This is a genomic window from Sphingopyxis sp. RIFCSPHIGHO2_12_FULL_65_19, from assembly GCF_001830555.1.
Classification (GTDB): domain Bacteria; phylum Pseudomonadota; class Alphaproteobacteria; order Sphingomonadales; family Sphingomonadaceae; genus Sphingopyxis.
The window spans coordinates 71,225-97,316 of record NZ_MIAM01000063.1 but is presented as its reverse complement, the minus strand read 5'-3'; the positions used below and the strand labels follow the sequence as shown (position 1 = coordinate 97,316).

At 63.5% G+C, this 26,092-nt stretch carries 27 protein-coding genes; 3 read left to right on the top strand and 24 right to left on the bottom strand.

Going from position 1 to position 26,092, the window contains the following annotated elements; genetic code table 11:
- Positions 1–39: 39 nt before the first annotated feature.
- Genes A3E77_RS17390 through A3E77_RS17380 form a run of 3 tightly spaced genes read right to left on the bottom strand, consistent with a single transcriptional unit; the run spans position 40 to position 4,081 of the window.
- Positions 40–981, bottom strand: coding sequence for a lysylphosphatidylglycerol synthase domain-containing protein (locus tag A3E77_RS17390; RefSeq protein WP_293648254.1), 942 nt, complete (start codon positions 979–981; stop codon positions 40–42).
- Positions 978–2,219, bottom strand: a complete 1,242-nt coding sequence (locus tag A3E77_RS17385) for a glycosyltransferase family 4 protein (RefSeq protein WP_293648251.1) — start codon at positions 2,217–2,219, stop codon at positions 978–980. The genes A3E77_RS17390 and A3E77_RS17385 overlap by 4 nt, the downstream gene beginning before the upstream one ends.
- The gene (locus A3E77_RS17380) at positions 2,216–4,081 is read right to left on the bottom strand and encodes a hypothetical protein (RefSeq protein ID WP_293648248.1); all 1,866 of its coding nucleotides are present in this window, start codon (positions 4,079–4,081) and stop codon (positions 2,216–2,218) included. Before A3E77_RS17380 ends, A3E77_RS17385 begins: the two co-directional genes overlap by 4 nt.
- Before the next feature lie 10 nt (positions 4,082–4,091).
- On the opposite strand from A3E77_RS17380, the gene A3E77_RS17375 reads away from it, so the two are divergent.
- Complete coding sequence (locus A3E77_RS17375; RefSeq protein WP_458574467.1) at positions 4,092–4,448, top strand: GFA family protein; 357 nt, start codon at positions 4,092–4,094, stop codon at positions 4,446–4,448.
- 1 nt (position 4,449) lies between these two features.
- Here A3E77_RS17375 and A3E77_RS17370 read toward each other — a convergent pair whose 3' ends face one another.
- The 9 genes from A3E77_RS17370 to A3E77_RS17330 form a co-directional block, all read right to left on the bottom strand.
- Positions 4,450–5,832, bottom strand: a complete 1,383-nt coding sequence (locus A3E77_RS17370) for a serine hydrolase domain-containing protein (RefSeq protein WP_293648242.1) — start codon at positions 5,830–5,832, stop codon at positions 4,450–4,452.
- Positions 5,810–6,163: an MmcQ/YjbR family DNA-binding protein gene (locus tag A3E77_RS17365; RefSeq protein ID WP_293648239.1), complete on the bottom strand. Its 354-nt coding sequence runs from the start codon at positions 6,161–6,163 to the stop codon at positions 5,810–5,812. Before A3E77_RS17365 ends, A3E77_RS17370 begins: the two co-directional genes overlap by 23 nt.
- A gap of 14 nt (positions 6,164–6,177) precedes the next feature.
- A complete protein-coding gene (locus tag A3E77_RS17360; RefSeq protein WP_293648236.1) occupies positions 6,178–6,924 on the bottom strand; it encodes a hypothetical protein in 747 nt (248 codons plus the stop codon).
- Between the two features lie 76 nt (positions 6,925–7,000).
- The gene (locus A3E77_RS17355) at positions 7,001–8,323 is read right to left on the bottom strand and encodes a replication-associated recombination protein A (RefSeq protein WP_293648233.1); all 1,323 of its coding nucleotides are present in this window, start codon (positions 8,321–8,323) and stop codon (positions 7,001–7,003) included.
- A 7-nt stretch (positions 8,324–8,330) separates the two neighbouring features.
- Positions 8,331–9,488: a glycosyltransferase family 4 protein gene (locus A3E77_RS17350; RefSeq protein WP_293648230.1), complete on the bottom strand. Its 1,158-nt coding sequence runs from the start codon at positions 9,486–9,488 to the stop codon at positions 8,331–8,333.
- A gap of 41 nt (positions 9,489–9,529) precedes the next feature.
- On the bottom strand, positions 9,530–10,474 hold the full coding sequence (locus tag A3E77_RS17345) for a hemolysin family protein (protein WP_293648227.1): 945 nt from the start codon (positions 10,472–10,474) through the stop codon (positions 9,530–9,532).
- A gap of 18 nt (positions 10,475–10,492) precedes the next feature.
- Positions 10,493–10,999, bottom strand: a complete 507-nt coding sequence (gene ybeY / locus A3E77_RS17340) for an rRNA maturation RNase YbeY (RefSeq protein ID WP_293648224.1) — start codon at positions 10,997–10,999, stop codon at positions 10,493–10,495.
- A 223-nt stretch (positions 11,000–11,222) separates the two neighbouring features.
- Positions 11,223–12,089, bottom strand: a complete 867-nt coding sequence (locus tag A3E77_RS17335) for a sigma-70 family RNA polymerase sigma factor (RefSeq protein WP_293648221.1) — start codon at positions 12,087–12,089, stop codon at positions 11,223–11,225.
- On the bottom strand, positions 12,089–12,544 hold the full coding sequence (locus A3E77_RS17330; RefSeq protein ID WP_293648218.1) for a carboxymuconolactone decarboxylase family protein: 456 nt from the start codon (positions 12,542–12,544) through the stop codon (positions 12,089–12,091). Before A3E77_RS17330 ends, A3E77_RS17335 begins: the two co-directional genes overlap by 1 nt.
- Positions 12,545–12,684: 140 nt before the next feature.
- Between A3E77_RS17330 and A3E77_RS17325 the strand changes: the two genes are divergently transcribed.
- Together A3E77_RS17325 and A3E77_RS17320 are read left to right on the top strand one after the other, a co-directional pair.
- The gene (locus A3E77_RS17325) at positions 12,685–13,065 is read left to right on the top strand and encodes a DoxX family protein (protein ID WP_293648215.1); all 381 of its coding nucleotides are present in this window, start codon (positions 12,685–12,687) and stop codon (positions 13,063–13,065) included.
- Positions 13,066–13,069: 4 nt separating this feature from the next.
- Positions 13,070–13,516 (top strand): hypothetical protein, encoded by a 447-nt coding sequence (locus A3E77_RS17320; RefSeq protein WP_293648212.1) that lies wholly within the window; start codon positions 13,070–13,072, stop codon positions 13,514–13,516.
- A gap of 53 nt (positions 13,517–13,569) precedes the next feature.
- Here A3E77_RS17320 and A3E77_RS17315 read toward each other — a convergent pair whose 3' ends face one another.
- The 12 genes from A3E77_RS17315 to A3E77_RS17260 form a co-directional block, all read right to left on the bottom strand.
- Complete coding sequence (locus A3E77_RS17315) at positions 13,570–14,547, bottom strand: DUF6607 family protein (RefSeq protein WP_293648209.1); 978 nt, start codon at positions 14,545–14,547, stop codon at positions 13,570–13,572.
- Positions 14,548–14,572: 25 nt separating this feature from the next.
- On the bottom strand, positions 14,573–16,801 hold the full coding sequence (locus A3E77_RS17310; protein ID WP_293648206.1) for a TonB-dependent hemoglobin/transferrin/lactoferrin family receptor: 2,229 nt from the start codon (positions 16,799–16,801) through the stop codon (positions 14,573–14,575).
- Positions 16,802–17,132: 331 nt separating this feature from the next.
- Positions 17,133–18,854: a cell envelope integrity protein TolA gene (locus A3E77_RS17305; RefSeq protein WP_293648203.1), complete on the bottom strand. Its 1,722-nt coding sequence runs from the start codon at positions 18,852–18,854 to the stop codon at positions 17,133–17,135.
- Between the two features lie 99 nt (positions 18,855–18,953).
- Entirely contained in the window at positions 18,954–19,976 is a 1,023-nt protein-coding gene (locus A3E77_RS17300) for a PhoH family protein (protein ID WP_293648200.1), read from the bottom strand.
- A 129-nt stretch (positions 19,977–20,105) separates the two neighbouring features.
- Positions 20,106–21,452, bottom strand: a complete 1,347-nt coding sequence (gene miaB, locus A3E77_RS17295) for a tRNA (N6-isopentenyl adenosine(37)-C2)-methylthiotransferase MiaB (protein WP_293648197.1) — start codon at positions 21,450–21,452, stop codon at positions 20,106–20,108.
- 7 nt (positions 21,453–21,459) lie between these two features.
- Entirely contained in the window at positions 21,460–22,248 is a 789-nt protein-coding gene (locus A3E77_RS17290) for a lysophospholipid acyltransferase family protein (RefSeq protein WP_293648194.1), read from the bottom strand.
- Entirely contained in the window at positions 22,217–22,642 is a 426-nt protein-coding gene (locus tag A3E77_RS17285; protein ID WP_293648191.1) for a Fur family transcriptional regulator, read from the bottom strand. Before A3E77_RS17285 ends, A3E77_RS17290 begins: the two co-directional genes overlap by 32 nt.
- Positions 22,643–22,777: 135 nt before the next feature.
- Entirely contained in the window at positions 22,778–23,212 is a 435-nt protein-coding gene (locus A3E77_RS17280) for a Ros/MucR family transcriptional regulator (RefSeq protein ID WP_293648188.1), read from the bottom strand.
- A gap of 107 nt (positions 23,213–23,319) precedes the next feature.
- Positions 23,320–23,802, bottom strand: coding sequence for a GNAT family N-acetyltransferase (locus A3E77_RS17275; RefSeq protein ID WP_293648185.1), 483 nt, complete (start codon positions 23,800–23,802; stop codon positions 23,320–23,322).
- Positions 23,799–24,416 (bottom strand): tRNA (adenosine(37)-N6)-threonylcarbamoyltransferase complex dimerization subunit type 1 TsaB, encoded by a 618-nt coding sequence (gene tsaB / locus A3E77_RS17270; RefSeq protein ID WP_293648182.1) that lies wholly within the window; start codon positions 24,414–24,416, stop codon positions 23,799–23,801. The genes A3E77_RS17275 and tsaB overlap by 4 nt, the downstream gene beginning before the upstream one ends.
- 19 nt (positions 24,417–24,435) lie before the next feature.
- Entirely contained in the window at positions 24,436–25,029 is a 594-nt protein-coding gene (locus A3E77_RS17265) for a malonic semialdehyde reductase (RefSeq protein ID WP_293648179.1), read from the bottom strand.
- Positions 25,030–25,054: 25 nt separating this feature from the next.
- A complete protein-coding gene (locus A3E77_RS17260; RefSeq protein WP_293648176.1) occupies positions 25,055–25,627 on the bottom strand; it encodes a NifU family protein in 573 nt (190 codons plus the stop codon).
- Between the last annotated feature and the right edge of the window lie 465 nt (positions 25,628–26,092).

Here is a 26,092-nt window from a genome sequence, read left to right as displayed (position 1 = left end):
AGGACCCTTTCGAGCAGCGCAGCGGCGATGGTTTTCTCTCTAACCCCAACGTCGCGGCACCCTGCCGAGCCACGCCGGCATCTTTGCGAACAGAACGATCAGGGCAATCGCCAGCGATACGCCGGTCAACAGAATCCGATTGGCGAGGACGAACAGCACGATCGCGCCCGGCGCAATGGAAAAACCGGCGAACACGGCCGAAAAGCTCCATTCGGAAACACCGATCGCTCCGGGCAACATTGCGACCGAGGTAGTCAATGCAACCAGCGGTACACTGACGATGATGGCCGGAATCGTGGCAACCCCGATAGCCGCATGAATAAGAATGTTCATCAAGGTCAGGCTGACAAGGCGTGTCATTGAGATACCGTAGATTTTCAACAGTGTCGGCCGGTCGAGGCGCGATAATGCCTCACCCTTCCCACGCAAAAACCCGGGCAACCGGATGGACCGCACGACGACGGGAAGGAACAGGGTGAAAAACAATCCGACGGGCAGCATCAGCGCGGCCCCCAGATAATAGCTTTGGGCGTCGCGCCGGGCGAAAGCAAACGCTGCGGGAACCGCCATCAACAATATAATCGCGAAATCAGCGATCTGATCGATTCCGCCCGACACGGCGCCGCGTAGGCCGCTGGCACCGTTCATTCTGTTGGCAAGCCCGCGGCAGGCAACATGGATCAAAGGCGAAGGCAGGAACGTCCCTAGTCCCTGCGCGAACGCCCCGGTCGCGAAGGCCGGACCGAAGCGCGGGCGCGTGCCCGCAAGAGCCGCCTCGATCAACGACCAGCGCCACGATGAAAGCGCTACGTGACCGGCGATCAGAGCGAACAGCGGCAGCACCGGCCACCATGAGAGATGCCTGAAAACAGCGGTGAAGGAGGCCCCCGACACGTCGAAACTTCGTACCCACCACCACATCACGAAAGCCGCGACAATAAGTGACAAGCCGGTGAGGGCAACACGGTGCCCGCGGGTCATGAGCGGCCTCCGCTCGCACGCACGAAAAGTCTTTGAATCAGTTCTACATATTGCCCAAATATTCGATCTGGCGAGCATTGTTCCGCGACATAGGCGCGAGCCTCTTCCAAGGTCGCGGCCGATCGCCGGTCGATCGCAGCCGCATAGCGCACACCGGTCCCCGCCCAGTCTGATGAATCGACCTTTTCCGTCACGATATATGGGCGAAGGCCTTCGTCGGTCTCCAGTATCTGCTCAGAGCAAAGAACGCGGCAACCCGATGCCAATGCCTCACGCACTACGAGCGAAAAACTCTCAGACGGGCTGGGGAGCAGCGCAACGTCGCTTGCCCGGTAAAGCCGGGCCACCTGCATACGGTTCAACTGCCCCGTAACCAATACGTTGGGGAGTTCCCATCGCGCTGGATCGATCGGCCCGATGCCCGCCACCACAAAGGTCCAGTCCGGGCGCCGCCGCGCCATCTCGGCAACGGCCAGAACGCCTTTGCTTTCGGTCAGGCGCCCGACAAACGCGGCTACCGGCTTGTCGCGCGCCACATTAAGCGCGTCACGATCGGCTTTCTTCTCCAGCAACCCCGCCGACGGACGGAACAATTCTAGATCGAGGCCGTGACCGATCGTCACGCAATCGGAGTCGGTTCGCACACCGGCAAAATGGCGCGCAACGACCGGGCTTACGCAGACGACGGCGTCGGCGCAGCGTATCATCGGCCGAACGACCAGCGCTTCGCCCAGGCGCATGACAAATCGCGCGACCTTCGACACGGTCGATGGCTCGCCGACATGCTGAACCAGAAGCACGGGTTTCCCATTCCATTTCGCCATCAGGAAAGCGATGGCGCTGACGGCGAAATTCGCTTCGGCGATGAGCACGACGTCCGCCCGCTCCATCGCACGCCGCATGGCAGGAAAGGCCCAGGGCATCGGAAAAGGAACGGGTACTCCGCTCAGCGAATAGACAAAATCGGTGCCCGGTAACGGGGTGAATTTTATACCGTCCTCGCGCGGAATTTCACCGGTCGCCTGCGATACCCATTCGACATGCATGTTCGCATTGGCCAGAGCGACGGCCAGATCCGCGCACGCCAGTTCCATACCGCCGCCGTGAGCGGGGTAATAGGCGCTGAAAAGCACCACATTTGTGCCGACATAGGACGCCCGTCCACTAGGATCGCCATACTCCGAGGCGAAAGAAGACGACGCACGCGTGGGACCGTCGGTCGACGTCGCTTCATTCATTGGACAAGAGAGACCTTGCAGCCCGCGTCGCGCAACCCTGCTGCCACGGCCTGACTTGCCTCGACAGCGCCTGGCGACCGGCCAAAACCATAATAATGTGTAATCGGTTCAAGAAATGACGGCTCGATGACGGCGACCGTCCCGCCGTCTTTGCAAAGGGTCTTCACAAGATCGGGAGTGAGTTCGTCGCGAAGCAGACGCGCCGGTCGCCGGTCGATCAACGGCGGATTGACGATCAGATCTGCGGAAAATGGCACATCACGCTCCCCAATCACGACATAATCGACATCCATGCCGTCGATACGCGCCGACAGCGTGGCGGGCGGCGCATAAAAGCCATGGGCCATCCACAATTGCAACGGCAACAGGACAAGTAGGGACGCCCCTGTCGTGCCAATGAGCAGCGACCGCCATTTGCCGATCCCCTCGCCGATCGACTGCCATCCATAAACCGCGAGCAGAATGGCATTGCCGATCAGTCCATGAAGGTAGCGATAGCCGAAACCATGTCCCTGATAGGGCAGGATAACGGTCATGACCGCGATAGTTAGCAATAGCCCGGCCGCGAGAGCGCCCGCAAGTCGGTCCCTGCGCGAAACGACAATGCCCAATATGAGCAGAGGAATCAGCAAGAGGTGCTGCCAGGCCGCGAAGCGAAGCAGGTTGGCGACCATATTGGCGATCCCCGATCCGTCGCCCGCCGCAAGCGCGTTAAGCAGCCGCGTCAGATAGCCGGCATCGCGGACCTGCTGCGCAACACCATCGACTTGGACCAGCGTCGATATCCAGTGCGGCCACCACAGCCAGAACAGGCCGATTGCGGCATAACCAACGAGATATAGCGCCGCCCGGCGCCAGTCTCTTTCGAGCAGCAGCAAAAAGAGAATCGGGCCGGCGAACATCGGATGCATCAGCGGCTGATGCAGCCCGACCGCAACAAAGCCGACGGCCAGCGCAGCCAAGTCCGCCCATCCGCGACCCTTTAGAAAAAGCCACAACCAGCACAGGTTCAACGCGAGATGCGCCGGCATCGCATAGGCCGTCATGCCGTTCACGACAATTTGAGCCGAACCCGCATAGAGAAGGAGCCCGACCACTGCTGCTTCGCCGCTGTCTGGCCAGATACGCCGGATGCAACCGTATAGCGCAATAGCCCCCAGCAGGATCATCAAAGGACCGGTCAGCACGGGGGTCGCGACGAGTCCTATAGCCGCGCGAAGCGCTGCATTCAGAGGCAGATAATCCGAAATCCATGCCGCTCTGGGGTCGGCGGGATACATGAACATCGTATTCAATGCCTCGGCGTGCTGGCGCCACATTTCCGGTAAAGAGGTGGCAAGCGAGCCACTGGCGAACACCGCAGCGTCGAAAGACGCCATCTGTTCGTCCCGGCTCATATCATATCCCGAGAGGACGAAATAATGGCCGACGAAAGCCCCGGCCGCCATCAGTATCCCGATTGTCAGCCCCGGCTGCCATTGTCCGGGCAGCGCCCGCTCGCGCGCTGGGAGGCGCCACACGCAAAGCGCCAGCAGCACAGTGCCGACGAGCAACAGCCACCGATCCTGCCGATGAAGAAAAAATAGGCTGAGGTTGGCGTCCGGGCCTTGCAACGCCGCAATCGCGAACGCCATGACAGCGAGCAGCAGCGGGCGTCGTACCGTCAGTCCGAGAAGCTCTTTCGTCGTCATCGTTCGCGTGTCGCATATCATGGATAATTCAGCGTTAACTTCCCGCGATTGCCCGCGCAAAAGTTTGCGCCGAAAAAATGTTTCTGATATGTTCTTATTCCGGTTCGTAGAGGAGAGACTGATGACCGAGCAAGCCCCCCGCGCCACAGGCCAATGCCATTGCGGTGCCATCCGCTATTCGATGTCCACCGCGGTCGAGCATCATGCGCTGTGCCACTGCAAGGATTGCCGCCGCCACGCCGGCGCACCGATGGTCGGTTGGGGACTGGTCGGCGAGCAGGATATCGAGATCAGCGGAACGGCGAAGATCTACGCATCGTCCGAACATGGTCGCCGTCATTTCTGCGGCAATTGCGGCACCGGCCTTTTTTATACCAACGACGCAATTTTTCCCGGCCAGGTCGATGTGCAGACCGCGACGCTGGACGATCCGGACCTGATTCCCGCGCAGGCGCAGATCCAGACCGCCGATCGCATCGGCTGGATGGAAACGCTTGGCGAACTGCCCGTGTTCGAGCGGTATCCGCCGTTTGCATAGATCATCGGACGTCGTCGGCGGCGACGACCGCTTCGACAAGCTTTGCAATGTCGAGGCGGTTCTTCGCGTCGTCGTAACCCTGTCGGACGATCACGAGGTCGCGTGACGGGATGATGATGAGATATTGGCCGCGATTGCCAAAGGCACCAAAGGCGTCGGCGGGAATCCCTTTCGACTTGTTGAACAGCCAGAATCCTGCGCCATAGCCGAATGCGCCATCGGGCTGCGGTCCGCTCGCCATGGTCACGAAACGGCGCCAGTCGGCGGGGAGCAGGCGTTCGCCCTGTACCATTCCGTTGTTACGATACAGAAGGCCAAGCCGCGCCAAGTCGCGCGCGGTCGTCCATACCTGGCTCGACAATATATAGTCCCCGTCCTTGTCACGTTCGACAAAGGTGCGCGTCATGCCGAGGCGGTCGAAAAAGGCCGCGGGATCGAGCGCGGTGCCGGCCTGATGTTCGGCGGCTTTCAGCGACAGCGTCGCCAGCAGCGTATCATTATTGGCATAGCGGTAGCGCGTGCCGGGTTGATGGAGCAGCGGCCATTGCACCGTCCACTGCCGCACCGACGCACCGCCCATATAGATGGCGTCGCTGCGGTTGCCTGCGGTGTCACTGGTGAGGCCGCTAGCCATGCGCATCAGTTGTTCGGTGGTGATTGCGGCGCGTGGATCGCCGGGCGCTTGCCAGTCCGCAATCATCGCAGGCTTTATCACGTCGATCCGGCCGCGGTGCACCGCATGACCAATCAGCGTCGCCGCCATCGATTTGGCGACCGAGAAGGTTCGCTGCGCGGTGTGAAGATCATGGCCGCCCCAATAATGTTCGAGCGCAATCCGGCCTTTCTTGACGACCAGAAACGAACTGGTACGGCCGCCAAAGCTCGCCATGTTCATCGCCGTCCGGTCGAATTTCGTCATTGCTTCCGGCACCGGCAAGGCCGCGTCCTTGTCGCCGATCGGCCAAGGCCGACTATCGAGGTCGATCCGCCGTTCGGTTGCCGGAACAGCCTCCGTCGGCCGCGCGCCGATGGGCAGTGTGATACAGCCTTCGCGGCCGCTCCACGCAGCCACACGCGGCGGCATGTCGTCGCGATAGGTCACGCTGACCCGGCGTGCCGCCGCATCGACGTCGGCCTTGAGCACGCGGACATCGCCCTCGATCTCGGGATAGATACCCGTCAGTTCGTCGCGCTCGATCGCGTCGAGCGGCTTGCCGCTGCCGTTCCAGAGCGAGGAGCAGACGAAGCCCGCACGATACCCCGCTGCCCACGCGCGGTTCAGTTCGGCGTCGAGCTTCGGAGCCTGCGCCTGGACAGGAAGGGCGCCGACAAGGAGCGCGGCGCCAAGGAAAAAGCGAAGATCAGGGACGATTGCCAAAGCCATGCCGCTGCGCCTTTTTCGCACGATCCCACCAGGCGCGGCGGATAACATTCGCGATCCGCTCGGAATCTTCGGACCCAAAGCGTACGAGAAGCGCATGCCAGCCTGCATAATGCGGCGTCTGCCAAAAGGTGTCGGGATCGGTTTCAAGCAGGATTTCCTTTTCGTCGGGCTTGCACATCACCGCAAAACTGCCCGGCTCGCGTCCCGGCGAAGCAAGCGCCTTGCCGTTCAGCTTCGGACAGGGCGTGCCGTAAAAAGGGAGCATTTCGACGTCGGGCAATGCGCAAGCAAATGCGATCACATCGTCCCAGTTGTCGAACGTCAGCGCCATGTTACCGCCGTGGCTCAGTCTTTCAATGTCCCGGCAGTGACCTCGACGTCGCGCCCAGACGGCTGCATGGGCTGAAAGCGGAGGCGGGTCAACACCAGCCGATTGCCGGCGAGATCGAGGTCGAAAAGCGCACTGCCGCCGCGTGGGCAGCAATCGCCGTCGCCGTCGCGCGCGACGGGCACAACCGCCACCATGTCGCCGAACGCGAATTGGGCCGGCCCACGCAGCCAATAGCCCTTGGGCAACATCTGCCCACCCTGCTCCGCCCAGTCGGACAGGTCGACCCGCCGCCATTTGGGCGCGGCCGTCTCACTGGCGAACAACGCGTCGGCATTGCCACCGCTACTGCCCGCCAACGTGCCGGGAACGTGGACCAGCCGGTGCGTGTCGCCGTCGACCACCAGATTGGGGGCGCCAAGCGATCCCGAGCTTTCCGCAAAGCCCGCGAGGGTCGCCTTGCCCGCCCTGTCCTGCGACAATAGCACGATCATTCGCGTCATCGGTCCGTCGCGCGGCGCGAGGCGCATCTTTTGCCACAGCAAAGGGGCCGCGCGATCGTCGGTATTGATCCGCCCACTCGCCTCGACCCTGCATTCCCCGCCGAAGTCGTAGAGGCATCGCTGAGCGATGGTCCGGAGACGCGCGCGCGTCAACGCGATCTTCGCCGCCACCTCTGCGGCGGTGCAGTTGGTTTCAATGGTGCCGCCTGGACAGGACAGGATCGGTGTCGCTGCGGCGGCAAGGACAAGCGCCAATGCCATGATGACTACCCCAGTTCCGGCGCGACCCGCGCGAGCGAAAAACTATACCCGCGCTTGCGACGAGGCAAGGCCGCGCTCAATCTTTCGTGCGGCGGCGTTCGTCCCACCACGCCAGCCGTTCGGCGATGCGCTTTTCAAAACCGCGATCGACAGGCCGATAAAATTGGGTCGGCGCCATGTCGTCGGGCCAATAATTGTCGCCTGAAAAGCCGTCGGGTGCGTCATGGTCGTAACTGTAACCCGCGCCATAACCCAAGTCTTTCATCAGCTTGGTCGGCGCGTTGAGGATGTTTGCGGGCGGCGCAAGACTGCCGGTTTCGCGCGCCGCCACCCATGCCGCCTTCTGCGCGGCATAGGCGGCGTTCGATTTCGGAGCGGTTGCGAGATATAGGCACGCCTGCACGATCGCGAGTTCACCTTCGGGTGAACCTAGGAACTGATAGGCGTCCTTTGCGGCCAGGCATTGCACCAGCGCCTGCGGGTCGGCGAGACCAATGTCCTCACTCGCAAAGCGCACGAGTCGGCGAAGAACATAGAGCGGCTCCTCCCCGGCAACGAGCATGCGCGCAAGCCAATAGAGCGACGCCTGCGGGTCCGACCCGCGCAGCGCCTTGTGCAGCGCCGAGATCAGATTGTAATGACCGTCGCGATCCTTGTCGTACACCGGCATCCTGCGATGCAGGAACTGCGCCAGTTCGGCGGGGTCGAGGGGTTTCTCGATCGTCACCGAAAACAGCGTTTCGACCTGGTTGAGCAGGAAGCGCCCGTCGCCGTCGGCACTCGCGATCAGCGCCGCGCGTGCCGCGTCGGTGACCGGCAGCGGCTGACCGGCCTCGGCTTCCGCGCGCGCGACAATCGTCGCCAGCGCCTCTTCGCCAAGCCGGTTCAGAACCAACACCTGCGCGCGCGACAGGAGAGCGGCGTTGAGCGCGAAGCTGGGATTTTCCGTCGTCGCGCCGACAAGCACGACGGTCCCGCGCTCGACATAGGGAAGGAACCCATCCTGCTGCGCACGATTGAAACGGTGGATTTCATCGACGAACAGCAAGGTCCGTTTCCCCGCCGCCGCCATCTTTTCGGCATCGGCGAAGGCCTGCCGCAGGTCGGCGACGCCCGAAAACACCGCCGAAAGCGGGGCGAAGCGCATGCCGACGGCCTCGGCGAGCAAACGCGCGATCGTCGTCTTTCCCGTGCCTGGCGGGCCCCACAGGATGATCGAGGCCAATTGCCCGGCCGCGACCATGCGGCCGATCGCGCCCTCCGCGCCCGTCAGATGCTCCTGCCCGACGACATCAACTAGCGCGTGCGGGCGCAGCCGTTCGGCGAGCGGCACGGGCGCCGCGGCCGCAGTGCTGTCGCGCTGGTCGGGAGCTTCCCCGCCAAAAAGGTCTGCGGCCATTGGCCGCTCAGCCCCGGCGCCGCTGTTTCTGGCGGATCAGGCGGATATAGGTGTCGGCGACCGCCCGGTTGATCGCATCCCATTGATAGGAGCCGCTTTCGAGCACCGCCGCCGCGCCGTGGTCGGCACGCAGCTGGACGTCGCGGCAATAGCGCTGGAGATGATCGGCAAAGCCGGTGACCGACCCCGGCGGGACGAGGTAGCCGGTCTGGCCGTGCTTGACGATGCTGGCGCTGCCCGTGGCGCGCGCCGCGACAACCGGCAGGCCACATGCCATTGCCTCCAGCGTCACATTGCCGAAGGTTTCGGTGACCGACGGATTGAAGAAAATGTCGCAAGAGGCGAGCGCATGGGCAAGGTCTTCACCGCCCTGGAAGCCGACGAAATTGGCATTGGGCAAGCGCGATTCAAACCAGTCGCCTGCCGGTCCCTCGCCGATGACGACGACCTTGTGCGGCACCCCGCGCCGCGCGAGCACATCGATCGCATCGGCAAAGACGTCGAGGCCCTTTTCCATTACCAGCCGGCCAAGGAAGGCGATGGCGGGAACGTCATCGTCGATGCCCAGCGAGCGGCGCCATGCCATGTCGCGGCGCGCCGGGTTGAAAATCGCCTGTTCGACGCCGCGGGTCCAGATGCCGATGTCATAGTTCATCCGCTGGTCGCGCAGCACCTGCGCAAAACTTTCGGACGGCGCGATCAGCGCGTCGCACTTGCGATAGAGTTTGCGCAACCAGGCAACGACAACGGGTTCGAGGAACGACAGGTTGTAATAGCGAAAATAGGTTTCAAAGCGGGTGTGCACCGAACATGCGACGGGCAATCGCCGCCGCCGCGCCCACGCCGCCGCCTGCCGCGACACCCGGTCTGGGCTGGAAATATGGACGATATTGGGGGCAAAATTGACAATGTCTTCGCGGACCCGCGACGAAAAGGATATCGGAATACGATATTCGCTGCGACCTGGGATCGCAAAGGAAGGGACGCTGACAAGATCGCCGGTCGGTGCGAAATCGGGGTTGGCGACGGTCGGCGAATAGACACGGACCGCCGCGCCATGGGCCAGCAGATAGCCAACGAGGCGGTTCAGCGCCTTGTTCGCGCCGTCGGTTGTCATATTATAATTGCCGCTGAACAGGGCGATGCGAAGGTCGGAGACGTCCATCGCGCCTGCGCTAGTCCTTCGAGCGGACAAAGGCAATTGCGTCAGAACTCTTCGCTACGTTCCGTCGGCGCCTCCAGATCGACCTCGACCGGCGGATGCAGGCGCAGGCGGTGGACCCGCCGCTCGTCGGCCTCGGTCACTTCGAGACGCCAGCCGCTGGGATGGTGCAGGATTTCGCCGACTTCGGGGACATGGCCCGCGAGCACCGCGGAAAGGCCGCCGAGCGTGTCGACATCTTCCTCGACCTCGCCCAGCCGCGGGTCGATCGCCTCGCCGATATCGTCGAGTTCGGCGCGCGCGTCGGCCTCCCAGCATCCGCCGTCGACCGGGGCAAACAGCGGTTCGGGTTCGTCGTCATGTTCGTCTTCGATCTCACCGACGATCTCCTCGACCAGGTCCTCAATCGTCAGCAGGCCTTCGGTGCCCGAATATTCATCGATGACGATCGCCAGGTGCGTCCGCTTCGCGCGCATTTCGGCGAGCAGGTCGAGCACGCCCATCGATTGCGGGACATAGAGCGGCTGACGGATCAGGTCGATCAGCGGTGGCGGCGTGCGGCCCTCTGCCAGCACGGTGAACACGTCCTTGACGTGGATCATCCCGACGACCTCGTCCAGATTTTCGCGGTAGACCGGCAGGCGGCTGTGCCCCGCCTCGGCAAATTGCGCGACGACTTCGGCGAAACTCGCGCTTTCGGGAATCGCGATGATGTCGGCGCGCGGCACCGCGACATCATCGACCGTCTGCTCGCCGAAATGAAGGAGGTTGCGCAGCATCTTGCGCTCGATCTGCGACAGGTCGCCGACGATATTGCTGCCGCGCCGGTCCTGGCCTTCTTCCTCGGCCTCGTCGATGACCTCTTCAATCTGTTCGCGCAGCGACGGCTCCTTGTCGCCACCGAACAACAGGGTTTTCAGCCCGGAAAAAAGTCCGGGTCTACTACTGTCCTCTTCCGATCGGTTTGAAGATCCCTGGTCGTCGGGCATAGGTTCGGCGTTTCCCTGTTAATCCTGATCCGCATATGGATTGGCGATGCCCAGCGATGCAAGTGCTTTCACCTCGATCGCCTCCATTGCCGCGGCGCTTGCATCGTCCATATGGTCGTAACCGACGAGATGAAGCGTGCCATGAACAATCAGGTGCGTCGCATGATCCTCCAGCGAAATCCCCTTCTCCGCCGCTTCGCGCGCGCAGGTTTCGCGCGCCAGCACGATATCGCCGAGCAGTATTTCCCCGTCATCGCTGTTCGACAGACCTTCGAGCAGATCCTGCTGGACCTGCGGAAAGGAAAGCACGTTGGTGGGCTTGTCCTTGCCGCGAAAATCGCGGTTGAGCCGGTGGACCTCGACATCGTCGGTGAGGCGCACTGCGACCTCGACCAGCGGCGCGGCATTGGCGAGCCCGGCAAAGGGGGTAAGCGCCAGCGCCGCCGCGACCGCCTCCGCCGCCCGCCCTTCCCAGTCGAGCGCGTCGGGCCAGGGCGTCGCGGCGTTGGTTTCGACGCTCAGCACCGGAAATCACCCCGACCGATAATGGCGCAAAACTGGACGACTTCACGCGCAAATCGCCCTCGCAAAGCAGCGGGCGCAGTCGCAACGGGATCAATGAAAATCATCGCGCGACGCTATAGCGGCGAGGCAATGTAGGACAGCGATTTTTTGGATTGGCCGATGTCAGGGTTGAGGAGGGAATAAGGGGCATAGCGGCTTCCCGGCCGACAGGCGCCCGACCTGCTTAATGCATATGCCTGAGCTTGTCGGGGTTGCGCATCACATAGATTCCGGTGACGAGCCCGTCCTCGATTTCGAGCGCCGTCGTCTGCAATTCGCCGTCGGCCTCGCGCGTGACGAAGCCGGGCAAGCCGTTAATCATGCCAGTGTGGACGAGCGTCGAGCCATATTTGCAGAACAGCACGGCCAGGCTGCGGTGCAGTTTCAGCACGATGTCATGCCCCATGACCGGCCCCATCGCGGCGGGCCGCTTGCCGCCGCCGTCGGCCCACATGCCGACATCGGCGGCGAGCAGCGCGCCGAGCGCCCCCATGTCGCCGCTGCGTGATGCCGCGAAAAAGGCGTTGGCGATTTCGAGGCCCTTTTGCTTCTCGAGCTTGTAGCGCGGGCGCGCGTCGCGGACGTGGGTGCGGGCGCGCGCGGCGAGCTGGCGCGTCGCGGCGGGATCGCGGTCGATAGTTCTCGCAACCTCGTCAAATTCGACGCCGAAGACGTCGTGAAGCAGGAAGGCGGCGCGTTCGAGGGGAGAAAGCCTTTCGAGCGCGAGCATCAGCGGCAGCGTAACATCATCCTCTTCGTCCTCCTCGACGAGCGGGTCGGGAAGCCAGGGGCCGACATAGGTTTCGCGGCTGCTGCGCGCCGACTTGATCTGGTCGAGGCAAAGCCGCGTGACGGTGCGGCGGAGGAACGCCGCGGGCTCGCGCACCGCGCTGCGGTCGGTACCGAGCCAGCGGATGAAGGCGTCCTGCACCGCATCCTCGGCATCGGCGACCGAGCCGAGCATACGATAGGCAACACGGGTGAGCAGCGGACGCAGCGGGTCGAAACTCGCCGCCGCGTCCGCCGTCGCAGGATCGCCCCGGCGCGACATCAGGCCGCTTTGGTCGCGGGCTGTTCAAGCCAAAGGTCGAAACCGACTGCGATGCGGTTCCAGCCATTGATGATGTTGATCATCACGGTCAGGTTCATCTGCTCCTCGGGCGTGAAATGCGCATCGAGCGCCTGTTTCGCTTCGCCTTGTGTGTGGCCTTGCGACAGGCGGGTCAAGGCGTCGGTCCACGCCATCGCGGCGCGTTCGCGCGGCGTATAGACGGGGGCCTCGGGCCATGCCGCGAGCAGGTAGATGCGCTGCTCGGTCTCACCCTTCGCGCGCGCGTCGGCGGTGTGCATGTTGATGCAGTTGGCGCAGCCGTTGAGGATTGAGGCGCGGATCTTCACCAGTTCGACCAGGCTGGTCTCCAGGCTCTTCTCGGCCGCGAGGCTGGCCGCCATCCACTGCTTCATCAACTGCGGCGATGCGGCGAAGGGATCGGTGATCTTGGTCATGTCATGTCTCCTTTGGGCGGGTTGTGCAGATATGACGAGACAGGAATGGCGGGTGTGACATGCGCCGCAGAAAAATTTCGCGCGAGCCGGGAAAATCGGTTAGCCTCCCCGTTCCGGCAATCGGAATGAGGGGGAAAATCATGAAGTTTCTCGATGGTTTCGGCGAACAGGCCTATGCGTTGCTGCGCATCGTTTCGGGTCTGCTGTTCCTGGCGCATGGGGTGCAGAAATTCTTCAATTTCCCGGTCAAGTTCCCGATGGAGCTCAACCCGATGCTGCAAGCCGCGGGGGCGATCGAGCTGATCGCCGGCGGCCTTATCGTCGTCGGACTGTTCACCCGCCCTGCGGCGTTCGTCGCCAGCGGCATGTCGGCCGTCGGTTATTGGGTCGCGCACGGCAGCCAGGGCGCCTTCCCGATCGTCAACGGCGGCGAAACGATTGCGCTTTACTGTTTCATCTTCCTGTTCATCGCGACACGCGGCGCCGGGATCTGGAGTGTCGACGGGGCGAGGAAGACATAGGCGGTTGCGCTATTATCTCGACGCAGAGTTCAACGGGTTCGGGGGCGCGCTGATTTCGATTGCGCTCGTTCCCGAAACCGAGGGGTCGGCGCCATTTTACGGCGCGGTCGACTGTATGGACCCGACGCCGTGGGTCGCGGCGCATGTGATGCCAAAGCTCGACATCGCGCCGGTTTCCTATGCCGAGTTGCAATGGGCGTTTGCCGATTATCTGGCGGCGGACGCCGAGCCGGTCCTGGTCGCCGACTGGCCCGAGGATATCGTCCATGCCGCGCGCCTGCTCGTCACCGACGACGGGCGGCGGCTGATCGTCTCGGCGGTGCGCTTCGAGCTGGCCGAGGTGGTCAATTTTTCAACATCCGAACTCAGCCACGTGCCCCACAATGCCTATCATGACGCGGTCGCGCTTCGGACCTTTTGCATGGCACCCCGCCATGCCACCGCAAAATAGGGGACGACGCTCTCGCGCCGCCCCCAGTTGCGGGCTTCACATGGTGAAGGTCGTCAAATCTTGCGCGTGTTCGCCTCGATCAATTTTTTCGCTTCGGCGATCGCCTTGGCAGTGGTCAGCTTCTTGTCCTGAACCTCGTCGGCCATTTCGAGCAAGCGGCCGCTGATCACGGTGCCGGTGTCGGCCTTTTCCTCGATCGCGATGCCGCCCTTTGTCACGGCAACGCGGTCCCATTCGGCGCGCACCGCGGCCCAATAATCCTTGGTCGCGGCCCAATAATCATCGGCGGCCTTCACGTCATACTGGTCATATTTGATATAGGTGTTGAGGACATATTCCTGGACGATCGGCACCAGCTTGCCGTCCTTTGTCCCCATCTTGGTATTGTCCTGCCAATGGACCCAGCCGTCGGGGCTGGGCTGGTGGCGGTTGATCGACAAATAGCGGTCGTAAACAGGGTTACGCACCGCATCGCGGCGCGCGAGCGGGCGCCACGTCCAGTTGGAGCGCCAGCGGCGGACCCCGCCCTGCGTCTCGAACTGCCCCCAGCCGCCATAACGCGGACTATCGTCGACCTGATACACCGTTTGCGACCAGCGGCCGGTCCCCATCCGTTCGGGCACGTCTTCCCACGTCCACGCGTTGCGGTCCGAATAGACGAGCAGCTTGGCGGGCTCATATTCCCAGTCTTGCCGCCAATGCTTGATGATGAAGCTCTTGTCGTCGTCGCCGGTGATGACGAGCATGTGCTGCAAGCTGATCTTGCGGCCGGTGTCTTCGATCACGCGCACAACCTCGTTGCCGCCCGACCTTTTGGGGTCGAGCACCTCATAGGCCGGGTCCCAGCGGGTCGATTCCTGCATGTTGAAACTGACACGGTAATTGCCCGCCATCGCGAGAATGTCGGCGCGGTCCTGTTCAAAATTCGCGGCGGCCGCCTCTGCCGCGATCGGGGGGTGGGCAGACGCGGCGGCGGGCAGCGCCGTGGTCAGCAGCAACAGGCCGGCGGCGATCTTGCGATAGGATTTCATCGGAGCAGTCCTTCGTTGACGGGGGTTAGAAGCGGAAGCTGAGCGATACGCTGGCGTTGCGGCCGGGCTGGGTATAGGCGTCGGTCACCGTCGACGTGGCCGCAAGACCGCGCGCGTCGCTCCACCAGCTGTATTTTTTGTCGAGGATGTTGAAGACGCCGGCGCGCAGTGTCAGCGCGTCGAGAACGCGGACGAAGGCGGTCGCGTCGAGGATCGTGAAGCTGTCGGGCCGATAGCCGCTCGTCGTCCGCGACGCTTCCTTGCGGGCGGCATGGGTCATCACCAGTTGGCCGCCGAAACGCCCGTCGGGCGCGCGATACCCCACCCCGGCAACCAGCTTGAGCGGATCAATCGATTCGAGCGGCGAGCGAACGCCGTCGGGGTCGATGACGTCGCCTTTTGCGTAGGATAGGGCGAGCGTCGTATACAGGCCGGACGACGCTCGCCCCTCGAACCGCGCCTCGGCCCCTTTGACCCGGACGCGATCGAGATTCACGAATTGATAAACGATGGGATCGGCGATCGATCCGGTGCCGCCCACCTGTTCCTGGCTGATGAAATCCTTGTAACGCGCCGAAAATCCGGTGACGTCGAGGCTGACCGCATCGCTGGAAAAGCGCACGCCACCCTCGAAGCTTTCGCTGCGTTCGGGCCCGAGATCGGGGTTCGGGAGGGTCCGGTACGAGAAGAAGGCCGAGGTCAGATTTTCAAAGAACTGGTTGACCTGCCCCGGCTCGGGCGCTTTGAACCCGGTCGCATAATTGGCGAACAGCCGCACCTCGTCGGTGATTTTCCATACCGCGCCGAATTTGGGTGACACGCGCGAGCCATCCTGCTTCGCGCCCTGGAATGCGGGGAGCAACGGGTCGTTGTCGGGCGACAGGTCGAACCAGTCGAAACGCAGCGCCGGATACAGCAGCAAGCGACCGTCGGCGACCCCGATCTCGTCGCCGACGAATAGCCCCGCGCGGGTGAAGTCGGTGCTGGGGAAAGCGCGCGTCGGATAGGTTTCGCCGGCCGGCGGGACGGTGCCGCCGCGCAGGCCGCGTTGGCGCGTCTGGCTGATGTCGCCGCCGAAGACGAGACGGTGGGTGATCGCGCCGGTCGCGAAATCGGCGCGCGCATCGGCGGAGGCGCCGAATACGCGGTTCTCGAAAGTGTTGAGGCGCGTCCGGTCCACGACCGGCGAGCGATCCTCTTCGGTATATTGCCGGTCCTCGCCGTCCTGCCAGTAAAGTGCAACGCGCGCGAAATCGATCGCCCCCTCACCCTCCCAGCTCCAGTCGAGCGAGACGCGCTTGCGCTCGCCGGTGTCGAAACCTTCGAGGCGGTCGACCGTGCCTGCAAGCCCCGGCCCCAGCCCGGACAGGCCGTTGGTGTAGAGATGCGTGTCGAGATATTCGCCGGTCAGGCGCAGCTTGTGGCCGCTCGCCGGGTCGTAGACGATGCGCGCCAGTGCGGCGTCGGAGCGGCCGTCCTGCGGATTGGCGAGGGTGCGCGTCGCGCCAACGCCGCCCGCGGTGCCGAGGCTGCCCTGGTTTTCCAGCTCCTGGTAATCACGGCGGGTATAGGCCGCCATCGCCGACCAGGCACCGCTGCGCCCCGCAACGATCGCGGTTTCGCTGAACTCTTCGTCGGCGCTGCTGTAACCGGCGCGGAGAAGACCGCCGACATTCTTGCCCGGCTCGAGGAAATCCGCCGGGTCCGAGGTGATGAAACTGACCGCACCGGCCAGGCCGTCGCTGCCGTAGAGCGCCGACGACGGGCCGCGCAGAATTTCGACCGATTTGACCAGGCCAAGATCGACATAATCGCCGCGCCCCGACGCCTGCGCACCGAAACTGAAGCCGTCGGGGACGCGCACGCCGTCGACCTGGATCAGCACGCGGTTGCCGCCGATGCCGCGGATATTGAAGCTGTCGTTGCCCGCGCGGCCGGTCGCGCCGAGCGCGGCGCCGAAGCGTGCAGGCTGGCGCTGGACACTGACGCCGGGTTCAAAGCGGACGAGGTCGCGGATGTCGGTGACCATCTCGTCGGCGATCTGCTCGTCGCTTTTTACCGTGACGGTGACCGGGATATCCTCCGCCTTGACCGCCGTGCGCGTGGCGGTGACGACAATCTGGTTCTTGCGGGCCACCCAATAGTCGCCGTCATTATCCTGCGCGAGGGCCGGCGTGGCGGTCGCGGCGAGCGCGAGGCTCAGCGCGGTGCCTGCGGCAAGGCGGATCGTGGACAGCGAACGGTGGTTAGTCAAAATTCTTCCCCTGATTAACTGCGAGTGATTCGCAATAGCGTCGCTCTAGGCGCGCCAAATCAGAGGGTCAATATGCTATTGCGACTCGTTATTATTTTAGAAACACATCAATCGCCGTATGCCGAGGCGGGCGAGGGCGACAAGTCGATTATTTGTCGAAAGCTGTGCGGATTTTGCGGCCAGCCCAGCGTCACGCGCCTTTCGCTCTCGCGACGCTGTCATCGGAGAGGGTTTTGGAACAGCGCACGCCGCCAAGTCGGCTTCAGCGCCAAAAGGCGACGATGGCCCTAAGCCATCGAAGCCCGACGATAGCGCCGATCTCGGTACACCATTACCGCTGGGGCTGCGGCGCGCACTGGCTTTGATCGCCTGCCCGGCAGGCGGCCACCGCGGCCTCCCACTTGGCGCGCGCCTCGCTCGCCCGGCGATTATTCTCGGCAATCAAGGCCTCGCGATCGGCCAGCGCTTTGCGATAGGCGGCCTCTTTCGCCGCCTGTTCGTCGGCAATCGCTTTCTTGCGCGCTTCATAGGCCTGAATCTCGCGTTGGGCGGCGGCGGCCTGCTGACTGTTCAGCGACTGCACCGCTTGGGAAGGCTGCGCTGGCTCGGGGGGCGTCACTGCCGACGGCGGCTTGCGCGCCGCGGCACCCGCGCCCACCTTGGTATAGGAATAGCTGTTCGACGTGCCGCGTTCGGTCATCCGCTTGGTCGCCGGATCGATCACCAGCTCGCAGGCGGTTTCGACCATCTTGAAATCGGGCCGACCGTTTATGGTCGTGCGCTGTGAAGCAAAGCATTTGGCGGTATATACGCATGCCGACTTCATTCGCATGCTGGCATATTTGTCCTGGCCGCGCACCCAGTTGCCAGGATTTTCATCCATGCTGCCGGTGCCGCCGACCCCCTGTGTTCCCGCACCGCGAATGGTGACCCGCGCGCCGTCGGATCGGTCCCAGCGGCCGTTGAAATCCGCGGGGCTGCAAGTTTTCGGTAGAGCGGGCGCGGCGCCGCGCAGCCAGCGGCCGGGCGCCCCCGATACGGCGTATGCGTCGAATAGGTCGGGATAAATTTGATAGATGCCGTCTTTCAGCCGGTAGGCCCGCTCGTTGATAAAACGTACTGAACCGCCTTTGGTGTCGATCAATGCCGCGTCGTGCGACATACTGATGTCGCGCATACTGATAACCACAGGTATCAGACAAAGGCCTTTTCCGGCGGGATAGGCCTTGTCCTTGGTAAACATCGGCGTTGGCGCGGTTCCAAGCAACCGTTTGTGGGCCGGGTAGGTGGTGAATTCTCCACGATAGCGCTTCTGGTTGCCATCATGATTGCCGACGCCGCCCGTTGACACCGAAAAGGTCACCGCATGGCCCGTCTTGGCCAGCGCCGCATTCTCGGCACGCCATGGGCCCTCGAGCAAGTCCGTGTTGCAGTTGCCGGAAAGTGGGGCGGATCCGCCGAATTCCGTCGTAAAAACGATCTGGATGCTGCTTTCGCCCGTATAAGTAGAATATTCCCACCGACAGGATCCGATAGCAATAGCGCCACGATAGGCGACATTCAGACGCTTCAGCACGTCGGCGACAACCTGCGGGCCCGCGGGGCACGAGGCCAATTTCGTGGACTCCAATCCAAATCCGGCTAGACGCGATTTCCTCGCAACGCGATCAAAAATCCATTCGCCGGTATCGGGCATTCCGCGGAACATGACCGCGATGGACCGTGGCTTCGATCCGGGCTGCAGAAACGATTGGGCTATCCCACTAGAGGAATGCACAGTCTCGTCGTACAACTGCACTTTTCCTGACGTGGGAAATTTGGCACTGGGGATCATCTGGAAAGGGCCGATGGTGCATTCGGCCAATCGGGCCTTCTCCGCCACCGGCGCACAGACCATATTGTCCGACATTTGCCGCCACCAGTTCGGGGACTCGGCCGTCTGGGCGCTCGATGGCCGCGTCACCAAGGCGGCGGCGAACAGGATGGCTATGGCGGCCAGCGCCAGCAGAATGAAGCGCCGTCCAGCGTCGCCGTGCACCAAGGCTTTCGTCACGTCACCCTCCCCCACCGCACTTCGCCAATCGTCCCGAAGCCCCGGATGCTATGCAACATCGGCGCGATTACGCCAAGCTGACCAAGAATTTGGGTGTGCTTACCCCCCACCCTTCAAAGCGTCCGGCCCCTCATATGCATCGACGATCCGCCCCACGATCGGGTGGCGGACGACGTCGGCGCTGGTGAAGTAGCTGACGTTGATCCCCTCCAGCCCTTCGAGCCGGCCGACCGCGTCGGCGAGGCCGGAGGTTGCGGGGATCGGCAAGTCGACCTGCTTGGGATCGCCGCAAATTACCATCCGGCTGTTCATGCCGAAGCGCGTCAGGAACATCTTCATCTGCGGGATCGTCGTATTCTGCGCCTCATCAAGGATGATGAAGGCATCGGCGAGCGTGCGCCCGCGCATGAAGGCGAGCGGGGCGATTTCGATCTCGCCGCTGGCGATGCGGCGCTCGACCTGTTCGGCGGGCAGGCAGTCGTGGAGCGCGTCGTAGAGCGGGCGCAGATAAGGATCGACCTTTTCCTTCATGTCACCGGGCAGGAAGCCGAGCTTTTCGCCCGCCTCGACCGCGGGACGCGACAGGATCAGGCGCTGGACGCTGCCGGTGATCAGCTGTGCCACCGCCTGCGCCACCGCGAGATAGGTCTTGCCCGTCCCCGCCGGGCCGAGCGCGAAAATCACGTCGTCGCGGGCCAGCGCCTGCATATAGGGAATTTGCGACGGCGCGCGCGGGACGATCGTTTTCTTGCGCGTGCGGATCATGATCGGCGGCGCTTCGTCCTTGTCGTGGCGGATGATGCCGTCGAGCGTCGGCTGCGCCGACATCGCGATCACGCCGTCGACCAGCCCAGCATCGACCTCCTGCCCCTGTTCGATCCGATTGTAGAGTTCGGTGAGGACGTCGCGCGCGCGCGCCGCGGCTTCGGCCTCCCCCTCGATTTGCACGCGGTTGCCGCGCGCCGAAATATAGACGCCGAGGCGGTTTTCGATCGCGACAAGGTTGCGGTCGAACTCGCCAAACAAAATGCCCAAAAGCTGCGTTCGCTCAAATTCCGCGGTCAGTCGGACGCGGTCGCCGGGTTCGGCGGGGGTCGAGGCGGTCAGCGGGCGTTTGGACATATGGGCAAGGCTCCTTCGATCGGAAAGACGACTGTAGTCCCGGAGAGACGGGAGTCCATCACCTGCGGGCGGCGAATGCGACGGAAGGAGACGAGTGTGGCTTCGCGGATACAGGGGCCGCGGATCGCACTAGGCGACCGCTTCCACCAGCCGTTCGGCACCCAGGCTGTTGGGTCCCGCCGACGTGACGCGCACATCGATCATGTCGCCGATCTTGAGCCCCGGCGCGATGACGTGCACCGACTGCAACCAGGGCGATTTGCCGATCAACTGGCCGTCCAGCTTGCCCTTGCGTTCGAGGAGCAGGCGCGTCGTCCGGCCGACGGTTGCGGCGTTGAACGCCTGCTGCTGTTCGTTGAGCAGCGCCTGCAACCGCTGGAGCCGATCGTTGAGCGCGGCGTCGTCGATCTGGCCGTCCATCGTCGCGGCGGGGGTGCCGGGGCGGCGCGAATATTTGAAGCTGTAAGCCATCGCATAATTGGTGGCGCGGACGATTTCGAGCGTCGCCTGAAAATCACCTTCGGTTTCGCCGGGGAAGCCGACAATGAAATCGCCCGAAATCGCGATATCGGGGCGGACGGCGCGCACGCGTTCGATGATCTTCAGATAACTCTCGACGCTGTGGCTGCGGTTCATCGCCGCGAGGATACGATCGCTGCCCGCCTGAACCGGCAAGTGGAGGAAGGGCATTAGCTTGTCGATCTCGCCATGCGCCGCGATCAACCCATCGGTCATGTCATTGGGGTGGCTGGTGGTGTAGCGGATGCGTTCGAGCCCGTCTTCGCGCGCCAGTTCGCGGATCAGCCCGTCGAGCCCGATCGCCCTGCCCTTGTCATCTGCACCATCCCATGCGTTGACATTCTGGCCGAGCAACGTGATCTCGCGCGCCCCGCCCGCAACCAGCGCCCGCGCTTCGGCGATCAGGTCGGCGAAGGGGCGGCTGATTTCGGCGCCGCGGGTATAGGGAACGACGCAGTAAGTGCAGAATTTGTCGCAGCCTTCCTGCACGGTCAGGAACGCGGTCGGACGCTGGCCGCCGGCACGTTTCGGCAGCGCGCCGAACTTGCTTGCAAGCGGCATGTCGAGGTCGACCGCTTTCTCGCCCCGCTCTGCGCGCGCGATCAGGTCGGGCAGGCGATGATAGGCCTGCGGACCGACGACGACATCGACGCTGGGCGCGCGGCGGGCGATTTCGGCGCCCTCGGCCTGCGCGACGCAGCCCGCGACCGCAATCGTCGGGCGGCTGCCGTCGGCGCGCTTCAGCCGGCCGATGTCCGAATAGACTTTTTCAGCCGCCTTTTCCCGGATGTGGCAGGTGTTGAGCACGACAAGATCGGCGTCCGTGCCATCGGCGGCGGCGACATAGCCTTCGGCGCCCAGCATCTCGGCCATGCGCTCGCCGTCATAGACGTTCATCTGGCAACCGAAGGATTTGACGTGGAAGGTCTTGGCGGTGGTGGGGGAGTCGGATTTCATTGGCGCGCTATAGGCGATGCGGTGCCGCGGCGGAAGGCCGCCCGATCGCGCCCGCAATCGCCGCCCGCGCCGCCTCGCTGATCGCCTTGCGATCATGCTCCGCCGCGTCGGGAAGCGGGTCCAGATAGTGGATGGTCAGCGCGACGGTCCGCTTGCGCGCCAATATCCGCTTGAAATTGTCGAGCCCGGATTCGGGGTCGAGCCAGGCGATATCATTCGCATCGGCGCCATAATCGAGGAACACCGGCTGGACCTGGAGGTTCGGCGGCGTCGGGATCACCGCCTGGAACAGCGACGCGCGAAACGGCAGCAAGCCATCGCCGGGCCCCGTCGTTCCTTCGGGGAACAGCGTCACCGGCCGCCCGCGTGCCAGCGCGACCCGAAGCTCGTTCGTCTGGTTGTGAATCTCGCGCCGCGCTTCGCGCTGCACATAGATGGTGTGGTTCTGGTCGGCGAGCCAGCCGACAAGCGGGGTCGTACCGACCTCGGCCTTGGACACAAAGGCCGAACGCGCGGCGCCGCCGAGCGCCAATATGTCAAGCCAGCTGACGTGATTCGACACGAACAGCACATTGCGCCGCAGCCGGGTGCCCGTCGTGCGGATGCGAAGGCCCGCGATCCAGCCAACGGCATTCAGGAAAGCCATGACCATCGGCGAAGGCCGACCCACGGCGCGGTAGAGCAGGTGCGGAACGATCAGGAACAGCAGCGTCAGCACCATCAAGGCAAGACGCGCGACCGTCCGCCAGGTGATCGAGGCACGATCAGTCGCGCTTGCGATCGATGGCGACACCATAAAGCTCCATGCGATGGTCGACGAGACGGAAGCCCAGCCGTTCGGCGATCACTTTCTGCAATGCCTCCAACTCGGGATCGACAAATTCGATCACCTTGCCGGTTTCGACGTCGATCAGATGATCGTGATGCGCCTCGGGCGCAGCTTCATACCGGGAACGGCCGTCACCGAAATCGTGGCGATCGAGGATACCGGCTTCTTCAAACAGACGGACGGTGCGGTAAACGGTGGCGATCGATATGCCGCTGTCGATCTTTGACGCGCGTTCATACAGCGTTTCGACGTCGGGATGATCTTCGGAATCCGATATCACGCGCGCGATGATGCGGCGCTGCTCGGTGATGCGCAGCCCCTTTTCGTGGCACAGAGCCTCGAGATCAATATTACCGGACATGCTTGCCTTTCTTGCGGATGCAGCCGTGTCTGTCTTTGTCACAAACTGTATAGGCACGCGCCGCCGATAGGACAAGGGCGGCACCCCGGTGACGCCGCCCTTCCCCGATCCGAACGGAGCGTGTGATCGTCAGCGTCAGACCTTGGCTTTGCGCTTGCGCCCGCCGCCACGGCCCTTGGTGCCCAGGCCGATTTCCTTCGCCAGCGCACGGCGCTTTTCGGCATAGTTGGGCGCGACCATCGGATAGTCGGCGGGAAGGCCCCATTTGGCGCGATAGTCGTCGGGGGTCATGCCATAATGCGTCATCAGATGGCGGCGCAGCATCTTCAACTTCTTACCGTCTTCGAGACAGACGATATAGTCGGGTTTGACCGAGGTGCGGATCGACACCGCCGGAACCAGCTTTTCCTCGACGACCGGTTCGCTGCCCAGACCCGACAAGGCAGCATGCACATTGTTAATCAGCAGGGAGAGATCCGAAATGGCGACGCTGTTATTGCTGACATGCGCAGCGACAATGTCGGCGGTCAGCGTAACGAGCATCTCATTGGTATCGGCTTGATCGGACATGAGACTATTCCTTATGTATTTTTTCCCAGAGGAGCGACAGGCGAATATTGATTATTTTTCCGCCTGACCGATTACTGCCACTCTGGATGCAATTCCGCAATGATCGATCAGTCTTCGCCGTCGCGATCGCGCGATCGACGCATTGTGATTGCATCGCGAACCATGCCATCGTTACCGCGATAATAGGCGGGCCGACGTCCGCATTCCGAAAAACCCGACTGTTCGTAAAGATGAACCGCATCATTGTCGGCGCGCATTTCAAGGAAATAGTCGTCGGCGCCTTCGCCGGCGGCCCAGGCCTGCCAGTCCTTCATCAATAATGCGCCAATACCGCGTCCACGAAAACGCGGATCGACGGCGAGCAACAAGAGCTCGCTTTCGGGGCCGGCGATGCGCGCCGCGGAAAAGCCGCAAACCTGTTCACCATCCCATGCCAGGCAAACCCGCGCCGAAGGGAGCGCAAACAAGGTCAGCAACTGGGCGCCGCTCCACGCCTCGCCATAAGCGGGCTCGAACGCCGCATCCATCACGCGCATCACCGCGGCAAGATCGCCGACGCGGGCGGTCGCGAGGCGGATCGCCGCGGTCATGTCGGCGCCATGGGCTTTGCATCGGGGGCGCGGCCATAGACCGGACTGGGCCGGTCGATCAGCGCCGCCGTGGGCAGCCGCAGAAAGCTGCGCGCATCGGGAAGCATCGCCAGCGCGCGGCCCGACCCGCGAAGTGTCACGAAGGGTTCGGCGCGGTTGCCGACGACCAGTTCATCGCCAAGCAGCACAGCGTCGCCCGGCAAAAGCGAGCGAAACGCGCTGCGCGGCGACAGATCCGCTGCAAAGGGCTGGACGAACCATTGGCCGTGGCCGCCCTCCATCACCACCAGCGCCCCGCCCGCCGCCGCAATCGCGTCGGCGGCGCTCGCTGCGACAAGCGCGAGGGTCGAAAAGCCGCTGACCGGGACCTGCCAGCCGAGCGCCAGCGCGCGCGCCGCAGCGATGCCGATGCGGACGCCCGCAAAGCTGCCCGGTCCGCATCCCGCGACGATCATGTCGGCGCGGCCGCCATCGGCGAGGTCGGCGATCAGCGGCACCAGCCGTTCGGCATGGCCGCGCCCGATGACAAGGTGCCGGTGATCGACCACTCCCCCCGCCTCGATCAAGGCCACCGAGCAGGCTTCGCTCGCCGAATCGATGACCAGGTGGCGCATGGCGGCGAGGGACGCTGGTTCAGGCGATGCGATTGAAGCGCGCAAAGTCCGGGCGCGGACTGCGCTCGAAGATGCTCGCCGGGTCGCCATAACCAAGGGTCGAGATGAAATTGCTCTTCACATGGGGCTGGTCGGCAAAAAATGCCTCGTCGACCGCGGCATTGTTGAAGCCCGACATCGGCCCGGTGTCGAGCCCGAGGGCGCGCGCGGCAAGAATGAAATAGGCGCCCTGCAGGCTCGAATTTCGGAAAGCGGTCGTTTCGGCCATCGCCGCATTGCCCACGAACCAGCTGCGCGCATCGGCGTGCGGGAACAGTTCGGGCAGATTTTCGTAAAATTCATTGTCGCTCGCGATGATGGCGGTGACCGGCGCCTTCAGGATCTTTTCGGCGTTCGCGGGAAGCGCGAAGGCCGCCAGCTTCTGCTTGGCCGCGTCGGTGACGCACCAAATGATCCGCGCGGGCAGGCTGTTGGCGCTGGTCGGCCCGAATTTCGCCAGATCCCAGATCGCGTGGAGCTGCGTTTCCGACACGGGCCTGTCGAGATAGGCATTATAGGTGCGCGCGGTGCGAAACAGCTGGTCGAGAGCGCTGTCGGAAAGCGGCTCGCTCATGGGCTAACTCCTCAGGGAAAAATGGTCAGACGGCGTGGACTGCCGTTACCTCAGGCACATAATGTTTCAAAAGGGACTCGATACCATTCTTCAGCGTCGCGGTCGAAGACGGGCAACCCGCGCACGCGCCCTGCATCTTCAGATACACATTGCCCTTGTCGAAACCGCGATACACGATGTCGCCGCCGTCGTTGGCAACGGCCGGGCGGACGCGCGTTTCGATGAGGTCCTTGATCTGGTCGATGATATCGGCGTCGGCGGGGTCGTCGGCGAAGCCTTCATCCTCGGCGGGCACCGAAAAACCCGCGCTCGCGCTGTTGAACAGCGGAACATCGGCCAGGAAATGGTCCATGACGATGCCCAGAACGTCGGGCTTTACATCGACCCATTCGGCGCCCGGCGCGATCGTCACCGACACGAAGTCGCGGCCGAAAAAGACGCCGGTCACATCGCCGAGCGAAAAAAGCGCGCTGGCGAGCGGCGACGCTTCGGCCTCTTCGGGGCTCGCAAAGTCGCGGGTTCCCGTCTCCATCACCGCCCGGCCGGGCAGGAATTTGAGCGTTGCGGGATTGGGCGTCGATTCGGTTTCGATCAGCATGGCGTGCATGTGGGGCGGAGCGAGGCTTTGTGCAAGATGATAGGGATGCGCTAAAGCGCCGCGATGCGCCGGTTCACCCATTTCGCCGCCATTGACTGGTCGGGCGCCCGCGGAGCGCGCCAGCGCGGAATTGCGCTGGCGGTCGCGAGCGGTGCAGCGGCTCCCGCGCTGGTTCGGCCGGGGCATGTCTGGTCGCGCGCGGACGCGCTGGATTGGCTGGGTCGCATGGCGGCGGCGGGCGAAGACATGCTGATCGGTTTCGATTTTTCGGCCGCCTTCGCCTTCGCCGACCGGGACGCCTATTTTCCGAACTGGGCCGACAGCCCCGCCGACATGCGCGGCCTGTGGTCGCTGGTCGAACGGGTGGCGGGCGACGCGCCCCATTTCGAGATCGGTGATTTTCTGGCGCATCCGGATGCCCGGCGGCATTTCCGCCATAGCCGCGGCGATGTCGGCGACCTGTTC